The 21,299-nt window shown below is 66.9% G+C and carries 15 protein-coding genes and 1 pseudogene; 7 read left to right on the top strand and 9 right to left on the bottom strand.

What is annotated here, in order from left to right:
* Nucleotides 1-285 precede the first annotated feature (285 nt).
* Complete coding sequence (locus GD1_RS08535) at nucleotides 286-1,053, top strand: alpha/beta fold hydrolase (protein ID WP_059036710.1); 768 nt, start codon at nucleotides 286-288, stop codon at nucleotides 1,051-1,053.
* Nucleotides 1,054-1,067: 14 nt separating this feature from the next.
* On the opposite strand, the gene GD1_RS08530 is transcribed toward GD1_RS08535, so the two are convergent.
* Complete coding sequence (locus GD1_RS08530) at nucleotides 1,068-2,063, bottom strand: ADP-ribosylglycohydrolase family protein (RefSeq protein WP_174519029.1); 996 nt, start codon at nucleotides 2,061-2,063, stop codon at nucleotides 1,068-1,070.
* A 41-nt stretch (nucleotides 2,064-2,104) separates the two neighbouring features.
* Nucleotides 2,105-3,370 (bottom strand): vWA domain-containing protein, encoded by a 1,266-nt coding sequence (locus GD1_RS08525; RefSeq protein WP_059036709.1) that lies wholly within the window; start codon nucleotides 3,368-3,370, stop codon nucleotides 2,105-2,107.
* Nucleotides 3,371-3,467: 97 nt separating this feature from the next.
* Here GD1_RS08525 and GD1_RS08520 point away from each other — a divergent pair, with 97 nt between their 5' ends.
* Nucleotides 3,468-4,178, top strand: coding sequence for an NrtR DNA-binding winged helix domain-containing protein (locus GD1_RS08520; RefSeq protein WP_059036708.1), 711 nt, complete (start codon nucleotides 3,468-3,470; stop codon nucleotides 4,176-4,178).
* 75 nt (nucleotides 4,179-4,253) lie between these two features.
* On the opposite strand, the gene GD1_RS08515 is transcribed toward GD1_RS08520, so the two are convergent.
* Nucleotides 4,254-5,828 (bottom strand): class I adenylate-forming enzyme family protein, encoded by a 1,575-nt coding sequence (locus GD1_RS08515; RefSeq protein WP_059036707.1) that lies wholly within the window; start codon nucleotides 5,826-5,828, stop codon nucleotides 4,254-4,256.
* Between the two features lie 143 nt (nucleotides 5,829-5,971).
* Here GD1_RS08515 and GD1_RS08510 point away from each other — a divergent pair.
* Nucleotides 5,972-7,622: pseudogene (locus tag GD1_RS08510) on the top strand (nuclease-related domain-containing DEAD/DEAH box helicase).
* A 24-nt stretch (nucleotides 7,623-7,646) separates the two neighbouring features.
* Entirely contained in the window at nucleotides 7,647-10,904 is a 3,258-nt protein-coding gene (locus tag GD1_RS08505) for a DEAD/DEAH box helicase (protein WP_059036706.1), read from the top strand.
* Between the two features lie 20 nt (nucleotides 10,905-10,924).
* Here the strand turns inward: GD1_RS08505 and GD1_RS08500 are convergent, their stop codons facing one another.
* The gene (locus GD1_RS08500; protein ID WP_059036705.1) at nucleotides 10,925-12,337 is read right to left on the bottom strand and encodes a cytochrome P450; all 1,413 of its coding nucleotides are present in this window, start codon (nucleotides 12,335-12,337) and stop codon (nucleotides 10,925-10,927) included.
* 194 nt (nucleotides 12,338-12,531) lie between these two features.
* On the opposite strand from GD1_RS08500, the gene GD1_RS08495 reads away from it, so the two are divergent.
* Nucleotides 12,532-14,607, top strand: a complete 2,076-nt coding sequence (locus GD1_RS08495) for a heavy metal translocating P-type ATPase (RefSeq protein WP_373855276.1) — start codon at nucleotides 12,532-12,534, stop codon at nucleotides 14,605-14,607.
* 114 nt (nucleotides 14,608-14,721) lie between these two features.
* Here GD1_RS08495 and GD1_RS08490 read toward each other — a convergent pair whose 3' ends face one another.
* The 5 genes from GD1_RS08490 to GD1_RS08470 form a co-directional block, all read right to left on the bottom strand.
* The gene (locus GD1_RS08490; RefSeq protein WP_059036703.1) at nucleotides 14,722-15,129 is read right to left on the bottom strand and encodes a VOC family protein; all 408 of its coding nucleotides are present in this window, start codon (nucleotides 15,127-15,129) and stop codon (nucleotides 14,722-14,724) included.
* Nucleotides 15,130-15,182: 53 nt separating this feature from the next.
* Nucleotides 15,183-16,175 (bottom strand): isopenicillin N synthase family dioxygenase, encoded by a 993-nt coding sequence (locus tag GD1_RS08485; protein WP_059036702.1) that lies wholly within the window; start codon nucleotides 16,173-16,175, stop codon nucleotides 15,183-15,185.
* Nucleotides 16,176-16,186: 11 nt separating this feature from the next.
* The gene (locus GD1_RS08480; protein WP_059036701.1) at nucleotides 16,187-16,972 is read right to left on the bottom strand and encodes an alpha/beta fold hydrolase; all 786 of its coding nucleotides are present in this window, start codon (nucleotides 16,970-16,972) and stop codon (nucleotides 16,187-16,189) included.
* On the bottom strand, nucleotides 16,969-18,021 hold the full coding sequence (locus tag GD1_RS08475) for an isopenicillin N synthase family dioxygenase (RefSeq protein ID WP_059036700.1): 1,053 nt from the start codon (nucleotides 18,019-18,021) through the stop codon (nucleotides 16,969-16,971). The genes GD1_RS08480 and GD1_RS08475 overlap by 4 nt, the downstream gene beginning before the upstream one ends.
* Nucleotides 18,022-18,101: 80 nt before the next feature.
* Nucleotides 18,102-19,028 carry an isopenicillin N synthase family dioxygenase gene (locus GD1_RS08470; protein ID WP_059036699.1) on the bottom strand — a complete coding sequence of 309 codons (927 nt, stop codon included), beginning with the start codon at nucleotides 19,026-19,028 and terminating at the stop codon, nucleotides 18,102-18,104.
* 140 nt (nucleotides 19,029-19,168) lie between these two features.
* Between GD1_RS08470 and GD1_RS08465 the strand changes: the two genes are divergently transcribed.
* On the top strand, nucleotides 19,169-19,876 hold the full coding sequence (locus GD1_RS08465; RefSeq protein ID WP_083533976.1) for a helix-turn-helix domain-containing protein: 708 nt from the start codon (nucleotides 19,169-19,171) through the stop codon (nucleotides 19,874-19,876).
* A gap of 236 nt (nucleotides 19,877-20,112) precedes the next feature.
* Nucleotides 20,113-21,219, top strand: a complete 1,107-nt coding sequence (locus GD1_RS08460) for an ABC transporter substrate-binding protein (protein ID WP_059036697.1) — start codon at nucleotides 20,113-20,115, stop codon at nucleotides 21,217-21,219.
* Nucleotides 21,220-21,299: the final 80 nt, after the last annotated feature.

Raw genomic sequence — 21,299 nt, 5'->3', positions numbered from 1 at the left:
AAGCCGTGTTTCCCCGAGGTTCGTGTTCTTCCCCGTGATGTAACCCGGGGAAGGTTGCGAAACTGGGGGAAGGATCCTTCCCCGAGTTTCGGGCGATGGGGGTGACGAATCTTCCCCTGGTTTCGGGCGGCGGGCTTCCCCTGGTTTCGGGGGACGGGGGTGATGAACCTTCCCCTGGTTTCGGCAGCGGGGCCGGCCGGGCACAGGGATGGGCCTCGCCAACCGATGATTCTGATGCGACCAGACGGTCCATACTCGGGACATACCCCCGACCATGGAGTTGCCATGACCACGCTGGATCTGTACTTCGAGACCTACGGCGCCGATCATGCGGGCGTTCCGCCGCTGATGCTGATCCATGGTGGTGCCGGCACGATCGGAGCCCATTGGGGTGCCGCGATACCGGTCCTGTCCCAGACGCGGCGGGTGATCGGCGTCGAACTGCAAGGACATGGCCACACTCCGCATACCGATCGGCCGTACACCTTCGAGAACTCGGCGGGTGACATCATCGCCTTGATCGAGAAGCTCGGTGTCGGACCGGTCGACCTCGGAGCGTTCAGCAGCGGAGGCCCGGCCGCACTCCACGTGGCGCAGAATCGTCCCGACTTGATCCGCCGTCTCGTGATCGCGTCGTCGTTCTGTCGACGTGATGGCCTTCTCGACGGATTCTGGGACGGATTCGATGACGCGAACATCGCTTCGCTGCCGCCGGCGCTGAGGGCGGCCTACGAGGAGATCGATCCGGACCCCGACGACCTGACGCGGATGTTCGAGCTCGACGTGAGCCTCATGCGTGGGTTCGTCGACGTGGACGACGACGCGATGCGAGCCATCACCTGCCCGACGCTGTTCGTGAGCGGCCGAACCGATGTGGTGCTGCCCTCCCACACTCAACAGATGGCGGAGCTGGTCCCGAACGCATGGTCCCTGATCCTCCCCGCCGGCCACGGCGACTACCTGGGTGCCGTCGAGGCCGGCGGGGAGCTGGGACCGGTGGGTCGGACGTTCCTCGGTGTGGTCGACGCGTTCCTCGGGCCTGACCTGGCCTGAGTACTCAGGCCAGGTCAGCCGCAGGCGGCCGTGGCGTACTTCTGCAATTCGGCTGCCGTTGTCGGCGAATTACCGACATACGGCCACCCGTGCACCGCTTCGCGATGTTCGGCCGAGACGACGTCGGCACCCCAGCGGGCTCCGAGGAGACCACCTGCGATGGCCGCGACGGTATCGGTGTCGTCACCGATCCGGACGGCGGTGTACAGCGCCTCGAGGTGGTGGCGCCCGGGCTGGTCGTCGGCGATCGGTGTCTGGAGGATCGCCGCGATGGCTGCCTGCAATGCGGCGACGGTGAACCCGTTGGGGGAGAAGTCCAGGGGATCGCCGATCTCGGCAGCGCCGAGCCAGTCACCCCACTGGTCGCGTCGATCGGCGGGCAGCAGGTCGAGTCCACTGCGAACGTCGAAGCGGGCCTGCAGGATCGCGATCCGGATGGCCTCGCACCACAGCACACACGAGTCACCAGCCAGCTCGTCGGCATGGGTGAGTGCGGCGACGGCCCGCGCGGCCTCGGCGAGGTGATCGCGATCATCGAGGTGGGCCAGCGCCACCGGGGCAGTGCGCATCAGCGCACCGTTGCCGGCCGATCGGGGATGGGCATCGGCGTAGGCGGTCGAGATCTCGAGCAGCACTTCACCGGGCGCGACATCCGGATCCTGCGCGAGCCGACGCCGGGCGGCGTCGAGCACGGCGTAGGTCTGGTTGCCGATGTCCGGCGGACGGTTACCCGGGAAATCGGACACCCACCGTAGGAATCCGCGGGCCACGCCGTCGAGGCCCTCCGCGGAGGCCAGGTCAGCTCCGGTGGCCGCGACCTCGGCGATGGCCACGGCCATCGAGGTGTCGTCACTCCACTCGCCCGGGGCGTAGTCGCCCAGGCCACCGCCGATCATCTCGGGGATGTTGGTGGCGCCGAGCCGGCGACCGAACTCGTAGGGGACGCCGAGCGCATCCCCGACAGCGGTGAGCAGGAGCGCGCCGACGGCACGGGACTGGATGTCGGACAAAGAGTTCTCCTCGTGGTGGGTGTGGCGGCTTTGTGTGGCGGCTATGTGCGGCCGCGTTTGCGGTTGCCGGAGTGGTAGGAATCCCGCGACATCTTGGACATTCGGGCGGTCCCGAGCGTCGTTGCCTGCGAGGCGATCTGATCGATCAGGGCGAGGTCGTCGGCCATCGACCCGGCGACCTCGGGCGGCGCCCCCAGTACCGCCGCCTCGATGCTGGCGCGTGAGCGTGCCAGATGTGCCGCCCCCGCGGCCAGGTCACCGGCCTCGTAGGCCCGTGACGCCTCGAGTTTGGCCTGCTGCCCTTCCTGGTACAGCTTCTCCGACCGCACCACCGGATCCGGCACGCGATCACCGAGTTCGTCACCGGGTACAACGTTCACCGAGATCGGCAACGTCACCGTGTGCTCGGTGAGGGTCCCGGTCTCCACGTAGCGCAGCTCGAGGGTGGCGAGCTGGGTCAGACCCAAGGCGGCGATCGCATCGACATTCAAGCGCAGCAACAGCTTTCGCGATTCCTCACCATAGAGGTCGCCGAGCTCGATCATCACCTCGCCGTCCCCGATCTGGTGGGCGGGAAGATCGTTGTACATCGCCAGTGACTTCACCTGCGGGACATAACGAACCGTCAGGGTGACCGCCTGCACCGACTTGGCGAGCAGACCGTCGAGCTCACCGGCGATCGCAGCACCTGCGGCGTCCGGATCGGCGGCGAAGACGTGATTGCCGTTGCCGGCCCGCGCGATCACCGACAGCAACGACTCGTCGTATCCATCGCCGTATCCGAGGGTGGAGCTGATGATACCGTCGGCGGCAGCCTTCGCCGTGACCGCGGCGAACCCGTCGTGATCACGCATCCCGACGTTGATGTGGCCGTCGCTGACCACCAGCACGGTGCCGCCGCGGATACCGGCCGACCGGGTGGCGCGCCGCAACTCCTGCAGACCGCGCAGGTAGCCCGACGAGAGGTCGGTGCAGCCGCCGGGGGTGACCGCGCGGACCCGGTCGGTGATGCGCTGCTTGTCGGTGAGCGGACCCGCGGGGACCACGATCTGGGCGTCGTCGTCGAAGGCGACCACGCCGAAGACGTCCGACGGCGCGAGCTGGGCGATCACCCCGGCGAGTGCCTGCTGCGCACCCTCGAGCGGCCGGCCGCTCATCGAACCGCTGCGGTCGAGGACGACCTGGAATGCGGCGGGTGCGCGCTCGGTGGTGGGGGCGGCCGGTGCCGCCAGATCGAGCAGCACGGTGACCTCGTCGGCGGACTCGTGGGCGACGACATCGACGTCGAGGGCGGCGGAGAACAACATGTCTTCGACTCCAATCTCCGCCCCGGCATCGGACCGAGGCGACTTTGCGCGTTTATGAGATTACTACTTTGCGCAGAATCTCGCATAGGGTTGACCGGTGACTGCTGCGAAGTTCAGTCGATTGACCGACTACCCGCGTCCCAGCGTTGCCGTCGACATCGCGGTGCTCACCGTGGTGGGCGATGCGTTGTGCGTGGTCGTCCAGCGTGACGAGACAGGGGCTCCGGCGCTACCGGGACGGTTCATCCGGGATCGGCACACCGTCACCGAGACGGTGCACGAGGTGGTGCAGCTGAAACTGGGGCTCTCGCCCGATCACATCCACCCGCATCTGCTGCGGGTGTTCGATGATCCTGATCGGGATCCCCGGGGATGGACGATCTCGATCGCGCACGCCGTCGCGCTGCCTGCCGCGCAGCTGACGGACGTGGTCGGGGAGTTGCAGCCGGTGACCGACACCGGTGCGCTCACCTCAGGCGAGGCGCTGCTCTACGACCACGAACAGATCATCGCAGCCGCCACCGACAGTCTGCGCCGACGCTACGAGGACCGCCCCGACCCCGACAATCTCCTCATCCCGCCGTACACGCTCACCGAGCTGCGGGAACTGCACGAGGCGATCCTCGGCCGGCGTCTGATGCGCGACTCGTTCAATCGTCGTGTCCAGCCGCTACTGGCTCCGCAGGTCGACGCCGCGGGCAGCCCGGTCACCCGCGCCGCGGGCGGCCGGCCTGCGCGTCTGTTCGCCAAAGGGTCCGCCCCGACGGCGACCTTCGGATGGAAGCTGCCGAGCAAGGACGAGCAGTGACCCCGTCGTCGCTGCCCGGGTCGTCCCTGCTCGGGTCGGCGTTACTCGGGTCGGCGTTACTCGGGTCGGGGCAGCTCAGGAGTTGGCTGTCGACCCGTACATCGCCTGCAGTGCGGCCTTCTGGATCTTGCCCGACGGCGTGAGCGGCAGGGACTCCACCACGACGATCCGCTCGGGCTGCTTGTACCGGGCGAGCTGCTCCCGGCACCGTGCGTGCAGCCGGCTGAGGTCCAGTTCCTCGTCGCCGACGACGATCGCCCAGCCGACCTCACCGTAGGTCGCATCCGGTACGCCGATCACCGCGACCATCACCACGCCGGGGGCGGTGGCCAGCACATTCTCGATCTCGGCGGGATACACGTTGTATCCGCCGCGTACGTACATCTCCTTCTTGCGCCCGCGCATCACCACATGCCCGTCGGCCCGCAGGGTGGCCATGTCACCGGTGCGCAGCCACCCGTCGTCACCGAAGGCCAGCTCCGTGGAGTCGGGCCGCTGCCAGTACCCGTCGGCCAGACAGGCCCCACCGACGAGGAGTTCGCCGTCGACACCGTCCTCGACGTCGGCGTCCTCGTCGTCGACGACGCGCACCCGGGTGTCGCCGATCGGCACGCCGAGCGTCTCCACCAGGGTGTCGAGGTCGTCGTCGGCCGCGGAGATCACCGCCCCTCCCGAGGTCTCCGACAACCCGTAGAGATTGGCGAGCCGGGCGCCCGGGAACGCGTCGGCCACCCGACGGCCCAGCGCCGGGTCCAGATTCGATCCGCCGACCACGCACAGCCGTATCGCGGACAGATCGGCGTCGGCGAAGGCCGGTTCGCCCAGCATCAACGAGAACATCGTCGGTACCCCCACGCACAGGGTGGCGCGGTGGTCGATGATCGCCTGCAACGACTGCTGCGGATGGAAGCCGGGCACCACGATGAGGCGTGCGCCGACCACCGCCGCGGCGATGACGGTGCAGGTGAGCCCGCCGACATGGTTGAACGGCATGTGCGCGATCACCGCGTCGTCGGCGGCCTGCTCGAGGTGCACCGCCTGCGCCCGCGCCGACGCCAGGATGCTGCCGTGGGTGAGCATCGCGCCCTTCGGTGCGCCCGTGGTGCCGGAGGTGTACAGCAGCACCGCGGTGGCCAGCGTCGACACCGGCTCCCATTGCCGTGCGGTGGACGGTGCGGACTCGAGCAGATGCGCCCACGAGCGGCTGCCGTCGAAGCCGTTGTGACCCAGGAAGACGAAGTGTTTGACGCCGGGCAGCCGTGAGCGGAAGCCCTCCAGGAACCCGACGAAGTCGAAGCCACGGTGCTCGGATGCGCAGATGAACACGCTCGCGCCGGACTCGTTGAGCATGAAGTCCAGCTCGTGCTCGCGGTACTGGATGTTGAGTGCCACCAGGGTCGCACCGATCCGGCCGGTGGCGATCAGGGCGAGAATCCACTCCGGGCCGTTCGGCGCGGCGATCGCCACCCGGTCACCCGGGCCCACCCCGATGGTGTGCAGGCTGCGGGCGAGGCGGTCGGCGGTGTCGCGGACGTCGGCATAGGTCCAGGTGGTCTCGTCGGTGACCAGGAACGGGGCGTCGGGGGTGCGGTCCGCGATGTCGTCGATGACGGCGGGCAACGTCGCTGCCGGGGAGATCGATGCGCTCACCCCTCGGGAGTACCAGCGTGTGGCATCGGATGTCAGGCGATTGGACGGATCGTCACCCGGATGGATGCCGTGGCCGTTCGATGTCCGAGCGCTGTGGCACACTCCGGGCACCGCGACCCGACGTCACCGAGGAGGCCGACGCCATGCCGCACATCCTGCCCGCCGAACCCCGCTTCGCCGCCGGCGCCGAACGGTCCGTGTTCACCCGGCTGGCCGAGCAGATGCTCGACGACGACCTGCTGATCTGCGGACAGCGCGTCACCGACCACACCAAAGACCACGAGGCCGACTTCGTCGTCGCGATCGCCGGTGCCGGCATCGTCTGCATCGAGGTCAAGGGCGGGGAGGTGTGGCACGACGGCGCCGGCTGGCTACAGGACCGGCCAGGTCAGGGAGCCAAGCGGATCGATCCGGTCGCCCAGGCCCGCGACGCCTGCTATGCGCTGCGCGAGTATGTGGAGGCCGACCCGCGGTGGCGGTCGGGCCGCGTGCGCTGGGATCACATGGTGGTGCTGCCCAACGTGAAACTCGCCGGCGACTACGCGCTGCCGGACTGCCGCGCTGGAAGGTCCTCGACCGCACCGAGCTCGACAACCTCATGCCGCTGATCCTGATGGTGTTGCTGAACAAGGACTCCGATGCGCAACCGATCACCGCCGACGGGATCGCCGACCTGCAGACCGTGCTCGCCGGACGTGGATTGCCGCAGCGCGATGTGGTGGCCCGTGCCCTGGCGAACGAGGACACCGCCGAGGCACTCACCGGCAACCAGGCGGTGATCCTCGACGCGATCGGCCTGCTCAACCGCGTGGAGGTGCGAGGCGGGGCGGGCAGCGGCAAGACCTTCCTCGCCGTCGAGCAGGCACGCCGGCTGGCCAAGGCGCGCAAACGGGTTGCGCTGGTCTGCTATTCACATGGACTGGCGTCCTACCTCAAACGGATCACGGCGAGTTGGCCGCGGCGCGAGCAGCCGGCATACGTGGGGGAGTTCCACGAACTCGGAATGCGGTGGGGCGCACCGTCGGGGCCGGACGAACGGATCCGCACCGCGGCGAGTCAGGACTTCTGGGAACACGAACTCCCCCGGGAGATACCCGACTGGCCGAGGAACTGCCCGCGGGGCACCGCTTCGACGCGATCGTGGTGGACGAGGCGCAGGACTTCGCCGACGAATGGTGGCCGCCGATGCTCGCCTGTCTGGGCGATCCCGACGAGGACGGCCTGTACGTGTTCAGCGATGAGGCACAACGGGTTTTCGACCGGCAGGGAACACCACCGGTCCCACTGGTGCCCCTGTTGCTCGACCACAACTTGCGCAACACCCGGCAGATCGCGACGGCATTCCGGCCGATGGTCGGTCAGCGGATGCAACTGCGTGGCGGTGACGGTCCGGAGGTGCGGTTCATCGCCTGCGGCCCCGATCAGGCGTGCGACGTCGCCGACGATCAGATCGATCCGCTCCTCGGCCAGGGATGGGCGCCCGGCGACATCGCCCTGCTGACCACCGGTTCACGCCACCCCGAGCAGGTCAATCGCCAGGCCGAGGGCACCGAGGCGTACTGGGACTCGTTCTGGGACGACAACCAGGTGTTCTACGGTCACGTACTCGGGTTCAAGGGGCTCGAACGCCGCGTGATCGTGCTCGCGCTCAACGAGTCCCGGCCCCGATCCCGCTCGCGTGAACGCCTCTACGTCGGATTCTCACGCGCCCGTGAGCAACTCGTCATCTGTGGTGACCCGGAGTTCGTCCGCGAGGTCGGCGGGCAGGACGTGGCGCGTCGGTTGGGCTTGTAGGCGTCTGCCCGTACCCTGGGACGGGTGAGCGATCCCGTCCTGCGACTGACCGAGGGCCAGCTGGCCAGGGAGTTCGGAACACAGACCGCCGCCCGGGGTAGACAGTACGCGCGCGCGGGCAAGATCTTCGGGGTCGAGTGGGTGCGAGAAGACGACGGTTGGCTTCTGGCCGGGGAATCCACCGGGTCCCACCGCCGTGGATACGACGTCAGCGTGTACTTCTTCGGACCGCCGTCCCTGGCGACCATCGAATATGCCACATGCAGTTGTCCGGTGGGCGTGTGCTGCAAGCACACGGTGGGTCTGCTGCTGACCGCCGCGGCCGCGTCGCAAACCCAACCTGCCCAACCTGCCCAATCTGCGGCGAAAGAGCCGGTACCAGGATTGTCCTGGCGGGCGGTGCTCGACAATCTGATCGGCCTGCCGGCCGCCGCCACCGGGATCTCCGCACCGAAGTATCCGCCGCTCGCACTGGCCTTCGCCCGATCGCGGAGCTCTGGCTCGTCACCGATCCTCACCGTCCGGCCGATGACCGCGGGGGCCCGGGGCAACTGGATCAAGAGCGGGGCGTCGTGGTCGGACATCGCCTACGGCAAGGGGCTCGCCACGGGTGCGCCCGACCACGTGGCGGTGGGCGCGCTCTACACCGCCATCACCGGGCGTACCGTCGTCACGAGCGGGGACTGGTTGCCCATCGCCCAATCCGCTGCACAGTTCTGGCCTGCTCTCCGGGCCGCCGTCGACGCCGGTGTCACGCTGCTCGCCGACCCGTCCTTGAAGGTGAGTGGTATCCGGATCGGTGATGCGGCACTGCACTACGACGTGTCACCGCACGCCGATGGCGGTGCGCAGCTCACCGCCGGGATCGTGATCGACGGACTGCCGGTGGACGCGGGCACCGCGGAGGCATTCGGCATGCCGGCCCACGGCGTGGGTGCCGTCGGCGACGGGATGTTGTCGCTCGGTGAGTTCGAGCGAAGCATCAAGTACGGCGAACTGAACCTGGCGATGAACCGAACGGTCGTGGTGATCCCGGCAGAGGATCTCGACGAGTTCTCCGCCGAGGCGCTGCCGCGGCTGACCGGTGCCCGCACCGTTCGCACCGACCCCGCGGCCATCACCGCGCCGACGATCATCGGACCGAAGGCGGTCCTGACCATCGCCACCGCCCCCGGCAACCAGGCGCGGTTCACCTGGAGCATCGCCTACCAGGTCAACGACAAGCTGCACCTGTTCGAGCCCGCATCCCCGGCCGCCTCCGTCGGATATCGGGACGAGCTCGCCGAGAAGCGGCTGTGGACCGAGCTGGAAGCGCTGTTCGACCCGATCATCGAACGGTGCGGGGCCTGGGCATCGGCGCTGCGGTCGACGACCTTCCCGCTCACCGCCGTCCAGGCCGCGGTGCTGATCGCCGAAGGTCTCCCGGGTCTCACCGGGCACCGTGATGTCTTCATCGACAACCGCGTCGGCGCCGACTTCGCCCCGGCAGACGACTCGCCGGTGATCAGCTTCGGCGCCGACGAGAAGGTCGGCAACGACTGGTTCTCCCTCGACGTGACGATGAACGTCGGGGAGTACGAGCTGCCGATCGCTGCGGTGATCTCCGAATTGTCCCATGGCGCAACACATATGTTCGTCGACGCGGGCACCTACGTCGCGCTCGACTCGCCCGAACTGGCCACGCTGGCCAAGCTGCTCGCCGAGGCCCGAGAACTCGGCGAGATCGAGAACGGCCTGGTCAACCCACAGAGCCTGAACGCCACACTGTGGGAAGAACTCCTCGACCTCGGCGTCGTCGACAAGCAACTCGCCGGCTGGCGCAAGCGGATGACGAAACTTGCCGCCGCCACCCCACCCAAGCGGGTGGCGGTGCCGCGCACCCTGAAGGCCTCCCTGCGGGAGTACCAGCGCGATGGCCTGGACTGGCTGACCTTCTTGCGTACCAACGAGATCGGTGGAATCCTCGCCGACGACATGGGGCTGGGCAAGACCGTCCAGACACTCGCCTTCATCGCCCGCGAATGCAAGGCCGACACCGCGGCACGGTTCCTGGTGGTGGCCCCCACCAGCGTCGTCCCCAACTGGATCGCCGAGTGCGAGAAGTTCACCCCGTCAATGCATGCGGTCCCGATCACCAGCACCGAGACCCGCAGCGAGGTGCCGATGGCGGAGGCGGTGGATGGCGCACAGGTGGTGGTGACGTCATATACGTTGCTGCGGTTGAACTTCGCCCAGCTCGACGAGCAGGAGTGGACCGGGGTGATCTTCGACGAGGCGCAGTTCATCAAGAACCACAACGGCCGGACCCACCAGTGTGCCCGCCGTCTGGAGGCCCCGTTCAAGCTCGCGATCACCGGCACCCCGATGGAGAACAACCTGATGGAGTTGTGGTCGCTGCTGTCGGTGACCGCGCCGGGGCTGTTCGGGTCGCCGAAGGTCTTCACCGAGTACTTCCGCAAGCCGATCGAGTCCGGACAGCACCCCGAACGGATGGAGGTGCTGCGCCGCCGGATCAAGCCGGTCATGTTGCGGCGCAGGAAAGATCAGGTGGCCATCGACCTGCCCGCCAAGCAGGAACAGGTGATGCTGCTCGACCTCGCGCCGAAGCACCGCAAGATCTACGACACCCGTCTGGCACGTGAGCGGCAGAAGGTGCTGGGTCTGCTCGGCGACTGGGAGAAGAACCGCTTCCAGGTGTTCCGCTCGTTGAACATGCTGCGGCAGTTGAGTTTGCACGCCGCGCTCGTCGACGAGACCGACCATGCGGTGGCGTCGGGCAAGGTCGACTATCTCACCGAGACACTGCCCGAACTGATCGCCGAAAAACACAGCGCCCTGGTGTTCAGCCAGTTCACGCGATTCCTCGGGATGCTGCGCGACGAGCTCGATACCCTGGGCATCGCCTACAGCTACCTCGACGGCAGCATGAGTGCTGCCCAACGGGCCGCCGCGGTCAAGGAGTTCAGCGACGGACAGACGCAGGTGTTCCTGATCTCGTTGAAGGCCGGTGGATTCGGGCTCAACCTCACCGAGGCCGACTACTGCTTCGTGTGCGATCCGTGGTGGAACCCGGCGGCCGAGTCGCAGGCGATCGACCGAGCCCACCGGATCGGGCAGACCCGGCCGGTCACCGTCTACCGGCTGGTGTCGTCGAACACCATCGAGGAACGTGTGGTGGCACTGCAGGATCGCAAGCGCGCGTTGTTCGATGCGGCTGTCGACGAGGGCGAGCTGTTCGGCGGTGCGATCACCGCCGCCGACATCCAGCAGATGCTGGGCTGACGTCGACGGCGGTGCATCGGTCAGCCGCGGCGGCGGAAATCGATCGGCAGCCCGTCCCCCGGAGTGGGGCCGGTGCCGTAGTCGAGCTGCAGTCGGTAGTCGGCGGGCACCGACCACTCGAACTGCAGCAGCATCTGGTGCATGATCGACTTCACTTCCATGCCACCGAAATACAGGCCGATGCACTTGTGTGCGCCGCCGCCGAACGGGGACCACGCGAAGCGGTGCACCTTGTCCTCACGGCGTTCGGGGGAGAAGCGTTCCGGATCCCAGTGCCGGGGGTTGGGCCACCACTCCTCGCGCAGCATCGTCGCCCACGGATGGATGGCCACGAGCGTGCCGGCCGGGATGTAGTGGTCGAGGATCTGGGTGTCGGCGACGGCCTTGCGGAACAGCATGCCCACCGGCGCGTTGATCCGCAGGGTCTCCTTGAACGCCAGATCGAGGCTGGGCAGAGCATCCTGGTCGTCGAAGTCCAGGGTGGGCTTGCCCAGGGCGAGGGACTCCGCGCGGAGCCGGTCCTGCCACTCGGGGTGGCGGCCCAGGTAGTGGGTCAGCATCGACAGCGCGATGGTGGAGGTGTCGTGGGCGGCCATCATCACGAAGATCATGTGATTGACGACGTCCTCGTCGCTGAAGGTGTTGCCCTCGTCGTCCTCGCTGTGGCAGAGCACGGTGAACAGGTCGTCGCCGTCGCCCTGGCGGCGGGTGGCGATCTCCGAACGGAAGTACTCCTGCAGCAGTTCGCGGCCGCGCAGCCCACGGGCCCAGGTGAAGTTGCCGACGTCGGCGCGGATGATCGCCTGCCCGCCGCGGACCGCGGCCTCGAAGGCGTCCTCGAGGCGATGGTTCTCCGCCTCCGACAGCGTGGAACCGACGAACACCTCCGAGGCGAGCTCGAGGAGCAGTTCCTTGGTGCGGGTGTACATCGGGAATCCCTTGCCCACATCCCAGTTGGCCAGGGACTTCTGGATGTGCGGGGTCATCATGTCGAGGTAGCCGTTGAGTCGCGGCCGGGCGAAGGCCTGCTGCATGATGCGCCGGTGGTGCATGTGCTCACCGAAGTCCATCAGCATGATCCCGCGGCGGAAGAACGGGCCGATCATCGGTTCCCAGCCCTGCTCGCTGGAGAACGCCTTGTCGCGGTTCATCCAGGCGGCCTCGATGGCCTCGGGGCCGACCAGCGTCACCATCTTCATGCCCAGGGCGCCGGACCAGGAGACCGGTCCGTACTTCTCGTAGCGCTTCATCGCGCTGCCCAGCGGATCCGACAGGGCGTCGAGGGTGTTGCCGAGCCAGGGCATGCCCTGGTTGCCCATCACGGGTTTGAGGCCGGAGCCGGGTGGCGGTACGGCGAGGGGGATGTCGTGGCTCGGGTAGGCGTTGCTCGCCGTGGCCAGGACTTTCTGTATCTGCTTTGTTGCCGTTGGCATCGTGGCCTCCCCGCGATCGTCGGCCGGGTCCCCTCGATCCGACCATTGGAACAAAATGTTCTAAGTGTTTCACCGAGAGTCTAGGCGCACATCGGGGTCGGTGGGTGCGGTTCGGGAGAACGGCGGTTGCCTTATACCCCCAAGGGGTATACGGTTCGATCATGACGGAGCATCCCGACCACCATCCGGTCGTGATGGACCACGCCGGTCACGACATGGCCCAGCACGCCATGTCCGATCACGACATGGCCGGCCACACCATGTCCGATCACGTGGGGCAGTTCCGCCGGCTGTTCTGGATCATGTTGGTCCTGGCCCTCCCGACGGTCGGCCTCGACGCCATGTTCGCCGATCTACTCGGCTACCGGCTCCCCGACGGCGGTTGGGTCACCTGGATACCGCCGGTCCTGGGCACCGTCATCTACCTCTGGGGTGGGCGACCGTTCCTCACCGGTGCCGTCGGCGAGATCCGGTCCCGCCGGCCCGGCATGATGCTGCTGATCGCGCTGGCGATCACCGTGGCGTTCCTCTCGTCGTGGGGATCGACGCTGCATCTGCTCGACCACGAGCTCAGTTTCTGGTGGGAGCTGGCGCTGCTGGTGGTGATCATGCTGCTCGGCCACTGGATCGAGATGCGGTCGCTGGCCCAGACGACGTCGGCGCTGGACTCGCTCGCCGCGCTGCTGCCCGACGAGGCGGAGAAGGTGGTCGGCGACGAGGTGGTGACCGTGGCGCCCGGCGATCTCGCCGTCGGTGACGTGGTGATCGTCCGGCCCGGCGCCTCGGTGCCCGTTGACGGCGTCATCGTCGACGGCGCTGCCGCGATGGACGAATCGATGGTGACCGGTGAGTCGATCGCCGTGCGCCGGGAGACCGGCGACAAGGTGGTGGCCGGGACCATCGCCACCGATTCCGGTGTGCGCGTGCAGGTCACCGCGACCGGTGACGACACCGCGCTGGCCGGGATCCGACGGCTCGTCGCCGACGCCCAGGCATCGTCGTCACGCGCACAGCGTCTCGCCGACACCGCGGCCGGCTGGCTGTTCTGGTACGCGCTCGGTTCCGCGCTGCTCACCGCGATCGTGTGGACGGCGCTCGGCATGCCCGACGACGCGGTGGTCCGCGTGATCACCGTGCTGGTAATCGCCTGCCCGCACGCCCTGGGGCTGGCCATCCCTCTGGTGGTGTCCATCGCGACCGAACGCGCCGCCCGCGGCGGCGTGCTGATCACCGACCGTCTCGCGCTGGAGACCATGCGCACCGTCGACGCGGTCCTCTTCGACAAGACCGGCACGCTCACCAAGGGTGAGCCCGTCGTCACCGACGTCGCCGCCGCCCCCGGCCACGAACCGGACGAGGTGCTGGCCCTGGCCACCGCGGCCGAAACCGACAGCGAACATCCCCTCGCGAGGGCGATCGTGCGTGCCGGGGAGCAGCTCGGCCGCCCGATACCGGGGGCGAGCGGGTTCACGGCTTCGCCGGCCGTGGGGGTGTCGGCGCTCGTCGACGGTCGCCGCATCCATGTCGGTGGGCCGCATCTGCTCGCCGAGTACGGTCTGTCGGAGTTGGCAGACGTCGTGCCGTGGCGTGCGCGGGGCGCGATCATCCTGCATGTCCTCGACGGCGACGAGGTGATCGGCGCACTGGCGCTGGCCGATGAGATCCGGCCCGAATCCCGTGCCGCCGTGGATGCCCTGCACGCGCGGGGAGTGCAGGTCGTGATGATCACCGGCGATGCCCAGGCCGTCGCCGAGAGCGTCGGCGCCGACCTCGGCGTGGACCGCATCTACGCCGGGGTGCGACCCGAGGACAAGGCCGCGAAGGTTGCCGAGCTGCAACACGAGGGCCACACGGTGGCGATGGTGGGCGACGGCGTCAACGACGCCCCCGCGCTGGCGCAGGCCGACGTCGGAATCGCGATCGGTGCCGGCACCGACGTCGCGATCGGGTCGGCCGGGGTGATCCTCGCGTCGTCGGACCCGCGGTCGGTGCTGTCGGTGATCGAACTGTCGCGCGCCGGCTACCGCAAGATGCAGCAGAACCTGTGGTGGGCAGCCGGATACAACCTGATCGCGGTGCCGCTCGCCGCCGGGGTGCTCGCGCCGATCGGCTTCGTGATGCCGATGAGCGTCGGTGCCCTCCTGATGTCGGCGTCGACGGTGGTGGTGGCGCTCAACGCGCAACTCCTCCGCCGGTTGGATCTCCGTCCGGAGCGGGTGGGCGGTGGCCTCCCGCGTACCGGTTCCGTTCCCGCGTATCGGGCCCGATGAGCGGGAACGGGATGGGGGAGTGGGAAGTCGCGTAGCGGTGGGCGCTCGTCCGACAGTCGATCTCACGACCACCGTCTTGGGCGGCCGGGACTCCCGCCGACGACGGCGGACGGGTCAGCCCGGCAGCCGGGCATCGGTCCGGTTGATCCTGAAGACATTTCCCTCAGGATCCGACAGTACCGACTGCCACGCACCGTAGTAGGTGCGATACGGGGCCTTCACCACGGCCGCTCCGACACGCACCGCCCGGTCGGTGAGTGTTCCGACGGCGTCGTCGGATTCGGCTTCGAACGTCCAGAAGGAGTTGTTCGAGTTCCCGGGCTCGGTGTCGGCGGGAAGGCCGAGCAGGTCGATTGCGGCCGGCGAGTGGAATGCGAGGATCGTCGGTCCGATACGGAGTGCGCAGAAATGTTCGGAGAAGAGCTCAGTGGCCTCGGGAAGCTCGAACACTTCACGGTAGAAGCCGGATTGGTGGTCGATGTCCCTACAGATCATGCTGACGAAGCCGAGGGTGACGGACATGGCCTTCTTTCTCACGGTGCGTCGGAACGGTGCGGAGGTGGGCGACGATGTGGTTACGAGATCTCGCTGCTCACGTTGGTGTAGGTCCGCCGGAACATCTCCGCGATGTGTTGGCCCACCGTCACGGGCTCGCGTGTGGGCACACCGTCGGCGACACATGACGGGACCGGCTCGATGACGTACTCGTAGTCGAGATCGAAGAAGGTGGGGACCGAGTAGCGATCTCGCGCGGACGAGCAGTTGAGTACCCGGTGCATGGTGGAGTGGTAGAGGCCGTTGGTCAGGACCGGAACCATGTCGCCGAGGTTGACCACGAATGTCCCAGGGATGTGCGGTGCGCGGATCCACTCGCCGTCGGCGTTCTGGACCTCGAGGCCGCCGACCTCGTCTTGGAGAAGCAGGGTGATCAATCCCCAGTCGGTGTGAGCCCCTGCGCCCAGCTGGTTTCCGGCACCGACGGACTGTTGCGGTGGGTAGTGGAGCATGCGTGTGGTCACGACCACCTCGTCGAGTGCTGCATCGAAGTAGTCCTGCGGTTGCTCGAGAGACAGAGCGAGGAGTCGAACAAGGTGTGTGCCGAGTGAGCGCATGTGTTCGATGTAGTTCTCGGTCACACCACGGAGGGCAGGCATCACCTCTGGCCACTGGTTGGCTCCGTGGTTGGCGAATCCGCGTGCCACGTAGGGATGGTCGTCGGCGAGGTCACGACCGACCTGGAAACCCTCTTTGAGATCTGGCTGCGAGCCCTCGTCGAGTGCCTGGATGGCCATCGCCTCATATCCACGCAGGCACGGGGACCGGCGCGCGTCGGCGGTCATCTTCTCGTCGAGCGTGAGGTCGAAGAAGTCGCGGGCTATGGCAAGCTGCCCGTCCATGATCTCCTGGGGCACACAATGGTTGGTGACGTAGAAGAAGCCGGTGTCTCTACTGGCCTTGTGGATCTCCCAAGCGACGCGCCCGCGGGCCTCGGGATCGTCGGAGAAGCTCTCGGCGAGGTCGATCACGGGGATCGACGTCGCGGTTGAGGGAGCGCTGTAGATGAGCATTGGTCGAGTCCTTACTTGTCGGAGGGATTCCCGCCCGGGACACCGTGGATGTGCGAGCCGCGGGCTTCTGTCTCGCAGAATGCGATGAGGGTCTGTGCGAGTTCGGTGGGTGCAGACAATTGCGGTGCATGATCGCAATCGAGGGTGACGGTGGCGGTCGGGGGTACGAGGGCCTGCATCCGGCGCTGGATGTGAAGCGGGAGCGATCGATCCTGCGTCGCCTCGATGTACAGCGTGGGGATTCGGCCGTAGCGCTCGGCGGTCCAGACGGGAGCGATGCGGCGAGCCGACTCGAGCTGGACACCGAGCCGCCGGGCTGCAGTGATCGCTGCATCCGGCCCGGCGAGCTGGAAGAAGATCGCGGTGGCCACTTCCGGGGGAACCGCCGTGGCGGGGCCGAAGCGGGTGTCGATCCCCGTCAGGTACGGGCCGACGCCGGGCGGTGCGGTCAGGCCCATCTGCTCGCACAGGCCGACGTAGCCGAGTTGGGAGGGAAGCATCATCCCTGCGACATAGGCGATTCCGGCCACCCGATGGGGAATGCGTTCGCCGACCTCGGTCGCTACGATCCCACCCCCGGAATGCCCCGCGATGACGACGTCCCCGCCGAGCTCGTCGATCTGCGCGACGACGGTGTCGGCGAGATCGTCGAGCGTGACGGGACCGGACAGGTCACCGACTCCCGGCAACGTGACCACGTGTGGGTGGTGACCGGCCGAGCGCACCGCATCGAGGATCGAATCCCACACCCAGGGACCAGCCCACGCGCCATGGACCAGGACGAGATGTGTCGTCAACGCGCCGGTGTTCCCTGAGCGCTCAGAACTCGGGCCGCCTCACGGACGGCTTGGGTGTTCGCTTTTCCCTGACGCGAACCCGCGAGCTTGGCCTTGATGTGCTCGCCGACGGTGATCGGTTCGTACGCCATCCCGTCGGCGAGATCGAGATGGCTTGGTAGCGTGCCGATCACGGCATCGAAATTGCCGTCGTGGAAGAACGCGACCGACCGGCGTCGGACGACGGTACCGTCCACGATCGGTGGTTTGACGCGGTGCAAGGTGGACATCCATCGATCATTGGTCAGTCGCGCCGTCAGATCGCCGAGGTTGACCAGCAGCGCGTCATCGGCGGGGGCGACGTCGTGCCAGGTGTTGTCGGTCCCGAGGACCTGGAGTCCTTGCACCTGGTCGGCCCACAGGACCGTGACCAATCCGAAGTCGGTGTGTTCGCCCATGCCGGTGATGTCGCCATCCGGGGCTGTGATCCCCTGCGGCAGAGCATAATTGTTCATCCGTAGGACGTCGATCGAGTGGTCGGTGAGGTACTCGAAGAATCCGTCGTCGAGACCGAGCGCATGCGCGAAGATCGTGGTCAGTGTCCGGGCGACCCGTGCGGCCTCGACGTAGTACGCCTCGACGCCCGCACGGAACCCCTCGACATCGGGCCAGACGTTCGGCGCGTAGTCGGGCTGGGGGAGATCGAGTTGGGGGAAGTCGCCGGCCTGCGACCCGACGTTGAATGCCTCGAAGAAGTCGTTCATCCCACTCGTCGACTCCAGACCCAAGCTCAGACTGAGTGTTTCGCTGCGCGGGGGGCTGTAGCCACGATTGGCGCCGTCGACGCGGTAGGTCTTCTTGGTCTCGAGCTGCAGACCGAAGAAGGCTTCGACCGCATCGGCGAGGCCGGCGAGAACGTCTGCGGGAACGCCATGTCCGACGATCTGGACGAAGCCCACCTGTCGGCATGCCTGGTCCATCTGGGCGCTGACCGAGCGCTTCTCGTCGGGAGATCCGGCTCGGATGAAGGGGCTGATGTCGATGGTGGGAACTTCGAATAGTGGTGTCATGCTGGGGGTTCTTTCCGGGTTTCGTCGGTAGGGACTCGTATCGCCCTGTCGGGTGGGTGCCATCTCGGGTGAGTGCCGTGTCAGGTGAGCGCCATGGCCTCGAGCTTCATGGTGAAATGCGCGCCCGAGGTGACCGTCGGGTACTTGGCCGGATGCACGGAGTCGAGGCTGGTGATCTCGGCGTCGTGATTGGGCTGGTGGAAGAAGGCGATGGTGTAGCGGGTCTTGTCCCAGTCGCCGTCCGCGGGGTTCGCGACCCGGTGAACGGTGGACTTCCACGTGTCGTTTGTCCAGCGCTGCATGAGGTCTCCGATGTTGACCACGAAGGAGTCCGCCACGATCGGCGCGGCGTCCCACTCGGTCCCGTTCCAGACCTCCAGGCCATCCACCGACGGATCTCCATGCAGCAGTGTCAGACTGCCGAAGTCGGTGTGGGCGCCGCCGCGCAGCTGGCCGGGGAGCGGCTCTCGTGACATCGGCGGATAGTGATAGAGCGCGACCTGGCTGTCGTGTCGGTCGGTGAACGCGCGGAAGAAGTCTCGGGGCCGATCGAGGGCGAGTGCGAACACCTCCATGATGGTGTCGGCCAGCTGGTCCATTGCGCAGTAGTAGTTCGAGATGGTCTCTCTCAGCGCGGTATCGGGCTCTGATGCGCCCCACACCGGCGAGCGCCAATCGATGATGTCGACCCGACGTGCGGTGTATCCCTCGCGAAGGTCGGCCGGCGCGAGGTCTCCCTGCGACTGGCCCAGGGACATGTTGGCGAACTCCTCGTATCCCGAACCCCGACCGGGATTGCGGTACGAACGCTTCACATCGGTTGGGGAGTCGAAGAATTCGCGAGCGGCTGCAGTCGCGGCGGTGACGAGCTCGGTGGGTACGCCGTGTCCTGTGACGACCAGGAACCCGGTGTTCGTGCAAGCGGCCCGGACCTTGTCGACGACGCCTTGGGTGTCGGTGTTCGACCGAAATGGGGTCAGGTCGATGATCGGTACGGTGCGTGCCATACGGGGGCTCCTCTCGGACGCCGACGTCGCTGTGTCGGCAGGGTCGGTTCTGGAATGTGGTCCTGTGGCGATGTGAACGCTGTCGGCGGTGGTCGCCCGGCACGCGACAGCCAGTAAGCTGAGGAGAGCGGGCCAGTAAGATGCATATAAGCAGTCACCGACTGTTCACGGCAATCAGATTGAGCTTCATGTATTACGAAGAGGTTTCGCAGGTGTCAAAGTCGCGTGTTCACGGGGATCGGTTCGACGGTGTGGACGGACCGACTGCCGCACGGGATGATTCCGACCTGGCGCGCGCCATCGGGGCGCGGATCCGTGAGTTGCGCGTGGCGCAGGGGATGTCCATGCGCACCCTGGCTCCGCTCGCCGATCTGAAGCAGCCATTTCTGAGTCAGCTGGAACGTGGTGTGTCGTCGCCGTCGATGCTGAGTCTGTACAAGCTGGCAAAGGCCCTGGGGGTGGCGCCGGGCGACCTCCTCCCAGATGAGCCGGTTACGCCCGGCGCTGTGGTCTTTCGTTCTGGTGAGGGCCATCCCATCCACAGCGTCGATGGTGCGGTGTCGTCGGCAGGCCGTCTACTGTTCACCGATGCCGACCACGAACTGGAGATCTCGGAGTTCGACATCCTGCCGGAACAGAACAACTCCGAGTGGTTCGACCACATCGCCGAGGCGGCGACCTACGTGATGACCGGGGAGCTGCGGGTGGAGGTCGAGAACGGCGGGGAGTGGGTGTTGGGTCGCCGTGACGTGATTTTCTGTCGCGCCGGTTCGCGTTCGCGCTGGACTGCACTGGATCCCGCGGGCACGAGTCTGCTGCATGTGATAGCTCGTCGTCGTGAGCGCTGAGGTCGTCGGTTCTGTCGAGTCGTTGGTGCGGTGGGGCCTCTGCGTCGAGGGTCGTGAGCGCTGCGGGTGTGCCGGCAACAAGGTTTGACCCGAAGGAAACCTCCCTGTAACTCGACACCCGCAATCTGAATGCTGTCGGCAATAATCTGAATGCCGATGTGCATCGAGATCGGGAGGGCCCGGCCGATCGGTGTGCGACCAGCTACGTCCATGAGGCAACCTGTTGAACCCCGGTCGTGATCGACCGAGCGCATCTCGTACCGATCACACGCGTGCGGCATGAACGGGTCTTCCTGGCATTCGTCAATGAGGAAGAGATGAACCGACGAAACTTTCTGCGCGGCATCATGAACGCGGCCTGTGGCGTTGTCGCCCTCGGGACGGTCATGACTGTGGCCGCGTGCTCGACAACCGGTGGCACGGCTGCCCCGACCATGCAGCTGAACTGGGTCTACGACTTCGCGGCCGCCGGCCCTGTGCTGGCAGAGGTCGACAAGTACTTTGCGAAGACCGGTGCGGGCGACGTCCAACTGCAACCGGGTGGCAGCAACATCGCTCCCGACCCCATCGTCGCCAGCGGCAAAGCACTCGTCGGGGTGTCCTCGCCCGAGGTCACCGCGGCGGCGAACAAGGGTGGCGCGAACCTGAAGATCGTGGCCGCGACCCTGCAATCGAACCCGTACACCGTGCTGTCCCTGGCAGGCGACCCGATCCGCCGCCCCCAGGATCTGGTGGGTAAGACCATCGCGGTCGAGCCCACCGCCATGACGCCGTGGCGGGGATTCCTCGCGGTCAACGGGATCGATCCCGAATCGGTCAAAACCGTTCCGCCGAACTATGATCTGTCGTTGCTGACGACCGGAAAAGTGGATGGATACCTGGCGTTCGTGACCAACGATGAGGTCACGCTGAAGACCAAGGGCGTCGACTATGTCTCGATGCCGTTCGACAAGAACGGCTATCCGTCGGTGGGCGAGACGATCATGGTGGACGAGAGCAGCCTGACGTCGCGTCGTGATGAGGTCAAGAAACTCATCCACGCGGTGATCCTGGGATGGCAGGCAGCTGCGGCAGATCCGTCCGGTACGGCGTCGGTGATCGTCGACCACTACGGTGAGAGTCTGGGCTTGACCCTCGACGACCAAACGGCGAAGCTCCAGGCCATGGCCCCGCTCATCATTGTTCCGGGGACCACGAACAGGGTCCTGCAGGTCACCCCCGACCGTGCCTCGGCGACCGTGGAATCTCTTCGGAAGGCCGGCGTTCCGGTTGACGTCGACGGCCTGTTCGACCTGAGTATCGTCGACGAGATCTACGCGGAGAATCCGGAGATCGCGCAATGACCGCGATCCAGTCGCACGTCGACGCCGATGGGGCAGACCTCACGATGACCGAGGGGCTCCGATTCGATTCTGTGTCAAAG

Source organism: Gordonia desulfuricans NBRC 100010 (genome assembly GCF_001485495.1).
GTDB lineage: Bacteria > Actinomycetota > Actinomycetes > Mycobacteriales > Mycobacteriaceae > Gordonia > Gordonia desulfuricans.
Note: the sequence above shows the minus strand (reverse complement) of the source record. Positions and strands in the feature narration are given on the sequence as shown.